This is a genomic window from Mesorhizobium sp. M0136, from assembly GCF_040322515.1.
GTDB lineage: Bacteria > Pseudomonadota > Alphaproteobacteria > Rhizobiales > Rhizobiaceae > Mesorhizobium.
This window is the reverse complement of the sequence record NZ_JAMYTP010000004.1, coordinates 229,874-242,153: the sequence shown is the minus strand read 5'-3', so window position 1 is coordinate 242,153 and position 12,280 is coordinate 229,874. Positions and strand designations below refer to the sequence as shown.

Genomic DNA, 12,280 nt, shown 5'->3' with positions numbered 1-12,280 from the left:
GCCTTACTTCGCGCTTTTCGCTTGCTGCCAGAGCGCTTCCATCTCGTCCAGCGTCGCTTCTTCGAGGCTGTTTCCCGACGCTTGCAGCGTCCGCTCGACATAGTGGAAGCGCGATCGGAATTTTTCGTTGGTGCCGCTGAGTGCCGCTTCGGAATCAATTTTGAGGTGCCGGCCGAGATTGACGACCGCAAACAGCATGTCGCCGAACTCATCCTTGATCGGCGCGCTGTCGCCTTTGGCCAGCGCTTCGCGCAATTCGCCGATCTCCTCCTCTATCTTTTCGAGGATCGGTGCCGCCTCGCTCCAGTCGAAGCCGACGCGGGCGGCCTTTTCCTGCAGCTTGAGCGCCCGGGTCAGCGCGGGCAGCGCGACCGGCACGCTGTCGAGAAAGCCCTTGCCATGGTCTTCCGGGTCGAGCCCACGGGTGAGGCGCGCACTGCGCTTCTCCGCCTTTTCCTCTGCCTTGATCTTTTCCCACATGCCCTTGGCCATGCCGGCGCTGCGCGCCTTGTCGTCGCCGAAGACATGGGGATGGCGGCGGATCATTTTTGTGGTGATGGCCTGGACCACATCGCCGAATGAAAATTCGCCGGCCTCCTCGGCCATTTGCGCGTGGTAGACCACTTGCAGCAGGAGATCGCCAAGCTCGTCCCGCAGATCGTCGAGGTCGCCGCGCGCAATGGCGTCCGCCACTTCGTAGGCCTCCTCGATCGTGTATGGCGCGATTGTCGAAAAGTCCTGCTCGATATCCCACGGGCAACCAGTTTCCGGCGCCCGCAGCGCTGCCATGATCTCGATCAGCCGGGAAATGTCTTTCGAGGGTTTCATCTAGGAAACGCTATCCTGTACACGGCTGTGCGGCCAACGGCTTCAGCCGGTGAGGGCGCCTTGTCCACAGATGGGTCGCCAGACCATGATACGAAAGTGGAAGCCGGTTTCCGGAAGATCCTAGTTAGCAAAAGCATCAGTCGAGCACGGAGACGATCGCCTTGGCGAGCGCATCCATGCCGTCCTCGGGCAGCCCGGCAACGTTGATGCGGCTGTCGCCGACCATGTAGATGCCATGCTCGGCGCGCAGCCGCTCGACTTGCTCTTCCGATAGGCCGAGCCGGGAAAACATGCCGCGATGGCTGGCGACGAAATCGAAGCGGTCGGAGTTGGACTGCCGGCGCAGCGCCTCGGAGAACTGGACGCGCAGCCGCAGCATGCGCAGCCGCATCTCTTCAAGCTCTGCCTCCCAATCGGAACGCAATGCGGGGTCTTCGAGCACGATGCGCACCGCCGCCGCGCCGTGGTCCGGCGGCATCGAATACATGGCACGTGCCGCCGACAGCATCTGGCCCATCGCCAAATCCGCCTGCGCGCCGTCTTTCGCCATGATCAGCGCTGCACCGACTCGGTCGCGATAGACCGCAAAGTTCTTCGAGCAGCTCGAGGCAACGACCATTTCCGGAACTTTTGCCGCCAGAAGGCGCAAGCCGGCGGCATCCGCATCAAGCCCGTCGCCAAAGCCCTGATAGGCGATGTCGACAAAGGGCAGCAGGCCGCGCTCAACGACAAGATCGGCAATGGCAGCCCATTGCGAGATGTCTAGATTGGCGCCCGTCGGGTTATGGCAACAGCCATGCAACAATACGACGTCGCCAGGATTCGCGGTTCTCAATGCATTCAGCATGTCGTCGAAGCGAACCGCACCAGAAGCAGCGTCGAAATAGGGATATTCGCGTGTCTGCAGGCCAGCGGCGCGCATCACCGGCGCGTGGTTCGGCCATGTCGGATCCGACAGCCAGACCATCGCGTCGGTGCGGGTCCTTTTCAGCAGCTCTGCCACCAGCCGCAGCGCGCCGGAGCCGCCGGGCGCCTGCGCCGCACGAATGCGTGTCATGTCGGCGGCTGGGCCGAACACCAACCTGGCCATCGCCGCGTTGAAGGCGGTATCCCCGGCAAGGCCGAGATAGGTCTTGGTATCCTGGCCGTGCAGCAACCGCTTTTCGGCTTCGCGCACCGCGCGCATCACCGGCGTCTTGCCGTCGCGATCCTTATAGACGCCGACCCCGAGATCGACCTTGTCGGGACGCGGGTCGGCGCGATAGAGGCCGATCAAGGCCAGGATCTTGTCGGCAGGCGCGGGCTGGAGATTTTCGAACATCGACAAGTTTCCGTTGGCGGCGGAGTGATACGCAAACCGGCCGTGCTTTGCCAGCAGTTTCATATGCGCCAACTCGGCGTCGGTTTGCCTCGAGGGCGGCCGATACTATCTGCCGGGCGAGGGCAGGCGCGAGATCTCCCAGAGAGAGCGCGGCGAGCCGAAAAATTCGGGGAGAGCGGGATTAAAATTCCGACCTGCTCCGTAAACAGGACATGAAACGGCCGATGCCACGCTTCGACATTCTGGGACAGCTCGGTTCACTGCGCCGCTATGCACGCTCGCTGACACGCGACAGCGCCGATGCAGAGGATCTGGTGCATGATGCGCTGGTGCGTGCCTATGAGCGACGCGGCAGCTTCCGCTCCGGCGGAAACCTTCGCGTATGGCTGCTGTCGATCGTCCACAACGCGTTCATCGACGGCTTGCGATCCCGCAAATCCGAAGCAATGCGCATCGAACAGGCCGGCTATCTCGCCGAGGCCAGCGTCCAGGCTGCGCAGGAACATTCGGTCCGTCTGGCACAGGTGCGCGACGCTTTTTTCACATTGCCGGAAGAGCAACGTTGCGCGCTGCATCTCGTCGCCATCGAGGGGCTCAGCTACAGCGAGGCGGCCGAGGTTAGCGGCGTGCCGCTTGGCACGCTGATGTCGCGCATCGGCAGGGCACGTGCGGCACTTCGCGAGATGGAGGACGCGGCACCGGCACGGGCGAAAGGCCATCTGAAGATCGTCGGAGGTCGATGATGAACCAACTGCGCGATCCCGTGACCGACACCGATCTCGACGCCTATGTCGACGATCAGCTGGACATGGCGCGTCGCATCGAGGTCGAGGCGTTCCTTTCGGCCCGCCCGGAGGCGGCCGCACGGGTGATGTCCGACCTGCGGATGCGTGACGAATTGCGCGTGGCGCTTGCCGGATCGAAAGGCATGGCGCGGCCCGCGACGGCCGATGCCGCACGGCGGCTGGAGCGGGGATTGGCGCGCGGCCGCGTCCTTGGTGCTTTGCAGCGAGCGGCGGCAGTCGCTGTCTTCGTCGCCGCCGGCTGGCTTGCGAACGGGCTCATCGGACCGATATCGGTGACGGAAGTCGTCGCTTCGACCCATCCGCCCGCCTATGTGGAGGACGCGGTCCGGGCGCACCGCACGACGCTCGTGCGCGAGGCGATGTCGTCGCAACCCGAAGCGCCCGGCTATAATGCCGACGAAGTTCGCGCCGCGACGGCGATCATTATGCCATCGCTGCCAGCGGACTGGACGGTCCGCGACGTGCAGATCTACCCATCGCAATTCGGCCCGAGCGTCGAGATGGCTGTCGAGACGAAAGAGATGGGGCTGGTCTCGTTGTTCGCAATCAGGCCCGGGACGTTCGACGTCGTCAAGCCGACTGTCGTTCCCTCGGGCGACGTTTCCTCAGCTTATTTCCAGATCGGCGAGGTCGCCTACGCGGTCGTCGCACGTAGCGACATCCAAGGCATAGATCTCACCGCCGAAGCGCTCGCCAAGACGCTTTACTGATCGACCTTCAAGAAGGAGAACCACATGAACAATCTCGGATATATCGGGGCCGGAGCCCGAGCCGGAGCCGTCTACGACGAAGGCCTGCGCCGGCACATGCTGCGCGTCTACAACTACATGGGCCTTGGCCTCGTCGTTACGGGCGTGATCGCGTTCGTGGTGGCTTCCACACCCGCGCTTTACGTGCCGATCTTCTCCACACCGCTGAAATGGGTGGTTATGCTGGCACCACTGGCCTTTGTGCTCTTGTTCTCGTTCCGGATGCAGACGATGTCGGCGGCCGGCGCCCAGGCGATGTTCTGGACATTCTGCGCGGTCATGGGGCTGTCGCTGGCTTCCGTGTTCCTGGTCTTTACCGGCACCAGCATCGCACGCACCTTCTTCATCGCCGCCACCATGTTCGGCGCGACCAGCCTTTACGGGTACACGACCAAACGCGACCTGACGCAGTTCTCGTCGTTCCTGATCATGGGCCTGATCGGCGTGGTGATCGCCAGCATCGTCAATATCTTCCTGGGCTCGACCGCGCTCCAGTTCGCGATCTCGGTGATCGGCATCGCCGTCTTCATCGGCCTCACCGCCTGGGATACCCAGACTATCAAGGAGCAGTATGCGGAAAACTTCGGTGCGGAATCACAGCAGAAGCTCGCTGTCTTCGGTGCATTCTCGCTCTATCTGAACTTCATCAACATCTTCCAACTGCTGTTGAACTTCACCGGCGAGCGCGAATAGCCGGCGTCGGACCACGACCGGAGGCGGATATCCATGGACAGAAACGATCAACAGGCGATCGGACACCTCTTCGAGAAGTTGGCAAATGTCGAGCGCCAGGCGCCGCCGCGCGATGCGGAAGCAGAGCGCTTCATCCAGGATCAGATCGGCCGGCAGCCTGGCGCGCCATATTACATGGCCCAGACGATCGTGGTGCAGGAGCAGGCCTTGAACGCAGCTCAGGCGCGCATCGAAGAACTGGAAGAGCAGGCGCAGCAGCCCGCCGGCGGTGGACCGCTCAGCAGCTTCTTCGGCCGCAGCGGCGGCACGCGCTCGGGCTCGGTTCCGCGGGTAGGGCGCGCCGCCTCCGTTGCAACTGAAGGGCCGCAGGACACGCCACAGCGGGCAGGCGGCGGTTTTCTTGCTGGCGCTGCGCAGACCGCGATGGGCGTGGCCGGCGGAGTGCTGCTCGGCAACGCGATCGCCGGCATGTTTGGCGGCAGCGAAGCGAAGGCAGCTGAACAGCCGACGCCGCAGCCGGACGAAGCCGATCAGGCAGGCGATGCCAGCTCCGACAATGGCGGTGACTTCGGTGATATGGAGTTCTGACGAGCGACCCTGTGCCTGTGCCGGCGCTGGTGACGATTGCGGGTCAGCATAGTCGAGATGGCGAGGGCAGCATCCGGGAAGCGAGCCCTCGCCGGCGGCTAATAACCCAGGCGCCTCAGTTCAGTCTTGACCGCTGCGATCGTCTTGAAGCGGAAGTGCTTCGTTGTGCCGTCGCGCCAATGGCAGTCGCATGTGGCGTCGAACTTCCGGCTCGCTTTCAATTGAGTCAGCGCCTTCTGGCCTGACTTGGGGCCATCGAAGATGCGAACTTCGTAGAGCGTCCCTTCGACATCGTAGTGCATCTGAGCCCAGGAAAGTATCACGATCAGTTCCTTTGCCGGGTCGTGGTCGGCGTTGGCGAGGCCGAGCGCTATGTCCGGCGTGTCGCCCTCTTGTTCACCGATCGTGACCTGGATTGCGCGATATCTGTTGTCATCTAGCCGTTGCAGCGCGACGAGCGGGCGTTCCGGATAGTCCTCAGCGGTCTGGTAATCGACGAAGAGTGTCTGGAGGCCGCTCCAGCTCACGGCTGTGGTGTGCGGATCAGCATTGTCGGCGAACCCGACAACACGTTTGGCGAAAGCCAGGTCGTTCTCGCCTGGCGCACGATCAAGGTCCTGCGCTCGCGCGCCAGTGAGCACGCAGGCGAGGGTTAGGACGAAACTTGTGAAGAGCCCAAGTCGCTTCATGATTCGCAACCGTAGCATGCCGGTTGCGAATCTTCGCGCCTGGCCGTCGGCAGCTGGACGGAAACCCTTGTCCAACTCCCGCGTGCCCTGGTCGCATAAGATAGATTATGGAACTGAAATGGGAGATAAGGATGTGGCGTGGAAGTGGCACCCGCAAGCCGCTGGGCCGGTTTTCGAGCGAGAATTGGTTTCATGCACCTTGCGAGATCCACTCAGAAACCCAGCCGTAAAAACTTGCTCCTTCACGCTGATTCGTAAGGGATTTCGATCGTCATGCCGTCATAAGCAGGCTCGACGTTGGCCGGCGTCTCGGCCATTACCGTGGCGTAGTCGAGCGGCACATGCATATGCGTCAGCACCGCGTTCTTCGGCGCCAGTCTTTCGATCCAGCCAAGCGCCTGGCCAAGCGACAGATGGCTCGGATGGACGGTGTATTGCAGCGCGTCGATGACCAGCACGTCCAAGCCGCGCAAGCGCTCGGCGGTCGCGTCCGGAAAGTCGCTGACATCAGGGCAATAAGCCAGCCCGCCGATGCGAAAACCCAGCGAGGTGATGTCGCCATGAAGCTGCACCAGCGGTTCGAGGGTGAGGGCGCCGCCCTCGCCCTCGATCACCACCGGCCTGTCGTGGTCGATGATATGGGCGTTGACGATCGGCGGATACGAACTGCCTTTCGGTGTTTCGAAACAGTAGCGGAACGCCTCTCGTAAGCGCAGCATGGTGGCCTGATCGGCATGGATGTCGATCCGGTGGCGCTGCTCCAGTACGAAGCCGCGCAAATCGTCGATGCCATGGATATGGTCGGCATGCGGATGTGTATAGACCACCGCATTGATGCGCCTGACCGATGCCAGCAGCATCTGCTCGCGGAAATCCGGGCCGGTGTCGATGACGACCGTGGTCCGGACGCCATTCGCCGCGATCCGCTCGACGAGCGCTGCGGTGCGCGTGCGCCGGTTCCGGGGGTTCGCGGGATCGCAATTGCCCCAATCGCCGGTGATGCGTGGCGTACCCGGCGATGAGCCGCAGCCGAGGACGGTAAGACGTAACCGGTCGCTCATGCGTCAGGCGCCCGGCGCGGCATTTTCCTGAACAGCCGGAAGAAATTATCCGTGGTGATATCAGCGATCTCGGCCTCGCTGAAGCCGATCGTCTCGGCCAGCACCTTGGCTGTATGCGCGACAAAGGCGGGCTCATTACGCTTGCCGCGAAACGGGATCGGCGCCAGGTATGGCGCGTCGGTTTCGACCAGCAGACGCTCGCGCGGCACATCGGCGGCGACGGCGCGCAGCTCGGCCGAGTTCTTGAAGGTCAGGATACCGGAAAACGAAACGTAGCCGCCGAGCGCAACACCGATCTCGGCTAGCCTGCGCCCAGACGAAAAACAGTGCAGGATGAAGGGGAAGGCGCCCTTCCCTGTTTCTTCTTCGAGGATGTCAGCCATGTCGTCGTCGGCGTCGCGCGAATGGATGACCAGCGGCAGACCGGTCACGCGCGCCGCGGAGATGTGGGTGCGAAAGCCCCGCGCCTGTGCGTCGCGCGGCGCATGATCGTAGAAATAGTCGAGCCCGGCCTCGCCGATCGCCACCACTTTGCGATGAGCAGAGAGCCGCACCAGATCATCGACAGTGACGTCAAGCTCTTCCGCCGCATTGTGGGGATGGGTGCCCACCGAGCAATAGACCTCATCGAAAGTCTCGGCAATCTCAAGCACTTGGCTAAATCGCTTCACCCTTGTCGAGATCGTCACCATACGGCCGACGCCGGCCGCGACGGCGCGGGCGACGACAGTCGCCCGCTCTTCGGCGAAATCCGGAAAGTCGAGATGGCAGTGACTGTCGACCAGCATCAGGCGCTTGTATCCGTTGGCTCGACATAGCGTGGAAATACTGCTTCCGGCGCCGGCAGTGCCGTACCGGACACCAGCGCATGACGTTCGGCGACATGCGCGAAGTCGCGGCTGTCCGCCGGCACCGCCAAAAGATCGAGCAGCTTTGCCGCCGAGCCTGGAATGAAGGGCTGGCACAGCAATCCGACACGCCGGATCACCTCAGCCGTCGTCCACAGCACCGTTTCCATGCGTGCCGGATCGGTCTTCTTCAGCGCCCATGGCTCCTGCCCAGCGAAATAGCGGTTGGCTTCGGCCACCACGCCAAAGATCGCCGCCAGCGCCAAATGGATGCCCTGGTCGGCCATCGTCCTGCGCGCCGTGACAAGGGCGGCATCTGCCTGATCGAGGATCGCCTGGTCGGCGTCGCTCAATTCGCCACGCTTCGGCACCACGCCGCCACAGTTCTTGGCGATCATCGACAGCGAGCGCTGCGCCAGATTGCCGAGATCGTTGGCAAGGTCGGCATTGGTGCGGTTGACGATCGCATCATGGCTGTAGCTACCGTCCTGACCGAACGGCACTTCGCGCAGGAAGAAATAGCGCACCTGGTCGAGACCGTAGTGCTCGATCATGGCGAACGGGTCGATGACGTTGCCGACCGACTTCGACATTTTCTCGCCGCGGTTGAACAAAAAACCATGCGCGAACACGCGCTTCGGCAATTCGATGCCAGCCGACATCAGGAAAGCCGGCCAGTAGACCGCGTGAAAGCGCACGATATCCTTGCCGATGACATGGACGTTTGCAGGCCAGAAAGACCATCTCTCGCTGGCCGGATCCGGATAACCGGCAGCGGTGATGTAGTTGGTCAGTGCATCGACCCAGACATACATCACATGCTTGTCGTCGCCCGGGACCGGCACGCCCCAGCTAAACGTGGTGCGCGAGATGGACAGATCCCTGAGGCCGGATTTGACGAAGCTGACGATTTCATTGCGCCGCTCCGCCGGCCCGACGAATTCCGGGCTGTTCTCGTACAGTGCGAGCAGCCTGTCCTGATAGGCGGAAAGTCGAAAGAAATAGCTTTCTTCTTCGGTCCATTCGACAGGCGAGCCGAGCGGTTCGCGGCGCACGCCGTCGTCGCCGACCTTGGTTTCGGCCTCGTCGAAATAGGCTTCCTGCCGAACCGAATACCAGCCGCTGTAGCGGTCGAGGTAAATGTCGCCATTCTCAGCCATGCGTGTCCAGATCGCCTGGCAAGCCTTGTAGTGCCGCTCCTCGGTAGTTCGGATAAAAACGTCGTTCGAGCAGCCGGTCGCTTCGAGCATCGAACGGAAGATCGCCGAATTGCGATCGGCAAGCGCCTTCGGCGTCAGGCCTTCGGCGTCCGCCGTCTGCTGCATCTTCAAGCCGTGCTCGTCGGTCCCCGAGACGAAGAAGACGTCCTTGCCGTCGAGCCGCTGGAAGCGGGCAAGCGTGTCGCTGGCGATCACATTGTAGGCATGGCCGATATGCGGCTTTCCGTTCGGATAGAAGATCGGCGTCGTGACGTAGTATTTTTCGCGTGACATGGATGAGCCGTCATGAATGTCTGAATGAAAGATGTCGCGGTGAGATATCGCGTCGAAACGGCAATTGCCATCCGACGCCAATGTGGTGGCTTCGAAGTTCCTGCGATTGATTGGGATCAATGCTCAGGGGCTTCAAAGCCACGCCAGCGGCCGTCACATTCGCATTGCAGAATTCAGGCGGTCGATCATGGTCAGGGCGTGCTGCTTTTTGTCGAGATTGTAGGTCTCGGTTTCAGATATAGCGTTCAAAGCCTCGTGCCAAGTATCCGACAGCGTTTTGGCCCGCGCGAGATCGCCGGCGAGCGCGGCCTGGCTGGCGCCGGCCGACAGCAGGTCGAGCGCGCGGCGATTGAATATCTCGAACGGGATTGCCTGGTCGCGGCCGGCGACCGCCTCGGCAAGACGGTAGGCGCCTGCGACATCCATCTTTTTGGACATCACCAGGGCATCGAGGGTGGCGGCGATTTCAAGCCCGCCATACTGCGTCAACAGGATCGCGTTGCGCGCGCTGCCCCCTGCCCGCTCCGCCAGCGCCGCGCGCGCCGCAGGATCCTCCGGTGGCGGCGGCTCGATGCCCTCCAGAACCGCCATCAAGCTCTTGGCATCGAGCGGGGCCAATCGCACCATCTGGCAGCGCGACCGGATCGTCGGCAGCAAACTGCCCGGCGCATGGACGATGAGGATGAACAAGGTGCGCGCGGGTGGCTCTTCAAGATTCTTCAGCAAGGCATTGGCAGCATTGGTGTTCATGTCGTCGGCGGGATCGACGATAACCACCCGGTAGCTGCCGTCGTGCGAGGTCAGCGACAGAAAACGGCTGACCTTGCGGATTTCGTCGACCGTGACCACTGTCTTGAAGCTCTTGGTCTTGTCATTCGCGGGGCGTGTAAGATGCAGAACCGAAGGATGTGCCCCGGTGGCGATCTGGCGAAACAGCGACGAAGCCGGATCTGGAACGGCAAGGCTTTCCGGCGCCTGCTCGAAGGCCGGGTGCTTCAACAGATGATGCGCCAGATGAAAGGCCAGCGTCGCCTTGCCTATGCCCACCGGTCCGGCAAAGATCAGTGCGTGCGGCAGCTTTCCCGAGCGGTAAGCGGTGGCGAGCATGTTGGCTGCCTGCGGGTGACCGACAAGACGCGGCGTCTCGGATGGCTCGGGCACCCCGTCCAGCGTATCGTGCTGTTCCGGCGCGATGCGTTCGAAAATCATACCGGCGCCGCCTGCCTTCTTTGCGCCGGCATCATCCTCTCGAGAGCCGCGAAGACGATGGCGGTAACAATATCCTCCACGGTGTCGGGGTCGGCTGACGCATCGACGACGACGCAGCGTTCGGGTTCAGCTGCGGCGATCGCGAGAAACGCCTCGCGCCGGCGTTGGTGGATAGCCAATGTTTCCTTCTCGAAGCGGTCGGGTCCGTCACTGCTCCCCCGCCGGGCGGTAGCGCGCCTCAGGCCCTCGGCGGGGTCGATATCGAAGATCAGCGTCATGTCCGGCACCATGCCGTTGATGGCGACCTTCTCCAATGCGTCCATGAATGCCGGGTCCAGGCCGCCGGTGACGCCCTGGTAGACGCGCGAAGAATCCATGAAACGATCGCAAAGCACGACCGAACCGCGCTCGACCGCCGGCCGGATGACCTGTTCGACATGGTCGGATCGCGCAGCGGCGAAAAGCAACGCTTCCATCTTGGGGCCGAACGGCTCGGCTGCGCCTGAAAGCAGGACATGCCTGACCGCCTCCGCACCCGGCGAGCCACCCGGCTCACGCGTCACCAGCACATCGTATTTCTTGGCGCGCATCTTCTTTGCCAGCCGCTCGATCTGTGTCGACTTGCCTGCTCCTTCGCCGCCTTCAAAAGTGATGAAAAATCCGCGCGCCAAAGCCTTTGTCCATACTTCGGGGACCGTATAGTCCCGGCGGGAAAAAAGGTCCACCGCGACGGTGCTAACGCAGCCAGCCGACGGCCAGTTCCTTGGCGGCGTCGAGCGCGCGCTGCGGCAGCGAACCGACACCGATCGACTCGGCGGCAAACAGCGGCGTCTCCTGGCTCAGAGTATCGCCGATCCAGACGCGCAGCGTACCGACCGGCTGCCCCTCCTCCACCGGCGCGGCAACCGGTCCGTCATAGACGATCCTGGCGGTGAGCTTGTCGCGGTTGGTGATCGGCAGGAAGATCTGCACCGGTCCTTTTGCCTTTAGTGCGACTCCGGACTTGGCGCCGCCAAAGACCTGGGCTTCGCCAACCACTTCGTCCTTGGCGAATATTTCAGTCTTCTCGAAGGAGCGAGCACCCCAGTCGAGCAGCTTTCGCGCTTCCTCGGCACGCTCGCTGTCGTTTGCCAGGCCGCTCATCGCCGCGATCACCCTTGTGCCGTTGTGGCTGGCCGAGCCGACAATGCCGAACCCGGATTGCTCGCTGGCGCCGACCGCGAGCCCGTCGGCGCCTATATCCATGGCCAGCAGCGGATTGCGGTTCCTCTGGGAAATCTTGTTCCAGGTAAAATCCTTCTGGCCGTAATAGCGGTAGAGATCCGGGTAGTTGCGCCAGATATGCAGCGCCAGAAGCGCGAGTTCGCGAACGCTCGTTTGCTGCCCATCTGCCGGCAGACCGGTGGAGTTGACGAAGGTCGATTTCTGCAAGCCGATCTGGCGGGCACGCTCGGTCATCTGCGCCGCGAAGTTTGCCTCGGACCCCGCGATTCCTTCAGCGATGACGATACAGCCGTCATTGGCCGCCTGCACGGTCACGCCCTGGATCAGGTCTTCAAGCCGGATCGTCGACTTGAGTTTCGCGAACATAGTCGATGTCCCCGAAGGAGCGCCGCCCTTGCGCCAGGCGTTTTCGCTCACCACGAAGGTATCGTCGAGCGTCATGCGCCCCGATTTGATGGCGTTGAAGACCACTTCCATCGTCATCAGCTTGGCCAACGAGGCCGGCGGGATCAACCTGTCGGCGTCCTTGGAAAACAGCACGGTTCCGGTTTCGGCATCGATCATGAAGGCCTGCGCGGCCTTGGTCTCGAAAAGCTGTGCTGAGGCCGGCGCAAGCGAGAGCAGCAGCAGGCCGAGCGCTATAAGCCCAGTGAAAGGGCGAAAAAATTTCATCAGATTCGACCAGTGAGCCGGCGCTCTTGCACGTTGGCAGAAGCTATCAGGCTTTTGCCTGGCGGATCAATCGCGCACGAAAAACCAGGCAACCCCGAG

13 protein-coding genes are annotated in these 12,280 nt (G+C 62.5%); 4 read left to right on the top strand and 9 right to left on the bottom strand.

Translation table 11 applies throughout. The features are described from left to right. Nucleotides 1–3: 3 nt before the first annotated feature. A complete protein-coding gene (gene mazG / locus NKJ35_RS06690) occupies nucleotides 4–828 on the bottom strand; it encodes a nucleoside triphosphate pyrophosphohydrolase (protein ID WP_352645773.1) in 825 nt (274 codons plus the stop codon). A gap of 136 nt (nucleotides 829–964) precedes the next feature. Continuing rightward, entirely contained in the window at nucleotides 965–2,149 is a 1,185-nt protein-coding gene (locus NKJ35_RS06685; RefSeq protein ID WP_352645771.1) for an amino acid aminotransferase, read from the bottom strand. 212 nt (nucleotides 2,150–2,361) lie between these two features. On the opposite strand from NKJ35_RS06685, the gene NKJ35_RS06680 reads away from it, so the two are divergent. From NKJ35_RS06680 to NKJ35_RS06665, 4 genes are read left to right on the top strand one after another with little or no spacing between them, the layout of a single operon-like run. Then, on the top strand, nucleotides 2,362–2,892 hold the full coding sequence (locus NKJ35_RS06680) for a sigma-70 family RNA polymerase sigma factor (protein ID WP_352876799.1): 531 nt from the start codon (nucleotides 2,362–2,364) through the stop codon (nucleotides 2,890–2,892). After that, nucleotides 2,892–3,665 (top strand): anti-sigma factor family protein, encoded by a 774-nt coding sequence (locus tag NKJ35_RS06675; RefSeq protein ID WP_352645769.1) that lies wholly within the window; start codon nucleotides 2,892–2,894, stop codon nucleotides 3,663–3,665. The genes NKJ35_RS06680 and NKJ35_RS06675 overlap by 1 nt, the downstream gene beginning before the upstream one ends. 24 nt (nucleotides 3,666–3,689) lie before the next feature. Further along, nucleotides 3,690–4,397: a Bax inhibitor-1/YccA family protein gene (locus NKJ35_RS06670; protein WP_352645767.1), complete on the top strand. Its 708-nt coding sequence runs from the start codon at nucleotides 3,690–3,692 to the stop codon at nucleotides 4,395–4,397. A gap of 33 nt (nucleotides 4,398–4,430) precedes the next feature. Further along, nucleotides 4,431–4,985: a DUF2076 domain-containing protein gene (locus NKJ35_RS06665; protein WP_352645765.1), complete on the top strand. Its 555-nt coding sequence runs from the start codon at nucleotides 4,431–4,433 to the stop codon at nucleotides 4,983–4,985. 98 nt (nucleotides 4,986–5,083) lie between these two features. Here NKJ35_RS06665 and NKJ35_RS06660 read toward each other — a convergent pair whose 3' ends face one another. The 7 genes from NKJ35_RS06660 to NKJ35_RS06630 all read right to left on the bottom strand — a co-directional run bounded on the left by NKJ35_RS06660 (nucleotide 5,084) and on the right by NKJ35_RS06630 (nucleotide 12,181). Beyond that, nucleotides 5,084–5,749, bottom strand: a complete 666-nt coding sequence (locus NKJ35_RS06660; protein WP_352645763.1) for a hypothetical protein — start codon at nucleotides 5,747–5,749, stop codon at nucleotides 5,084–5,086. 167 nt (nucleotides 5,750–5,916) lie between these two features. Further along, nucleotides 5,917–6,735 (bottom strand): MBL fold metallo-hydrolase, encoded by an 819-nt coding sequence (locus NKJ35_RS06655; RefSeq protein ID WP_352645762.1) that lies wholly within the window; start codon nucleotides 6,733–6,735, stop codon nucleotides 5,917–5,919. Next, a complete protein-coding gene (locus NKJ35_RS06650; protein WP_352645760.1) occupies nucleotides 6,732–7,523 on the bottom strand; it encodes a TatD family hydrolase in 792 nt (263 codons plus the stop codon). Before NKJ35_RS06650 ends, NKJ35_RS06655 begins: the two co-directional genes overlap by 4 nt. After that, nucleotides 7,523–9,109, bottom strand: coding sequence for a methionine--tRNA ligase (gene metG / locus NKJ35_RS06645; protein ID WP_352645848.1), 1,587 nt, complete (start codon nucleotides 9,107–9,109; stop codon nucleotides 7,523–7,525). The genes NKJ35_RS06650 and metG overlap by 1 nt, the downstream gene beginning before the upstream one ends. Before the next feature lie 120 nt (nucleotides 9,110–9,229). Then, entirely contained in the window at nucleotides 9,230–10,285 is a 1,056-nt protein-coding gene (locus NKJ35_RS06640) for a DNA polymerase III subunit delta' (protein WP_352645758.1), read from the bottom strand. After that, nucleotides 10,282–10,956, bottom strand: coding sequence for a dTMP kinase (gene tmk / locus NKJ35_RS06635; RefSeq protein ID WP_352645756.1), 675 nt, complete (start codon nucleotides 10,954–10,956; stop codon nucleotides 10,282–10,284). Before tmk ends, NKJ35_RS06640 begins: the two co-directional genes overlap by 4 nt. 64 nt (nucleotides 10,957–11,020) lie before the next feature. Next, a complete protein-coding gene (locus tag NKJ35_RS06630; RefSeq protein WP_352645754.1) occupies nucleotides 11,021–12,181 on the bottom strand; it encodes a D-alanyl-D-alanine carboxypeptidase family protein in 1,161 nt (386 codons plus the stop codon). Nucleotides 12,182–12,280: the final 99 nt, after the last annotated feature.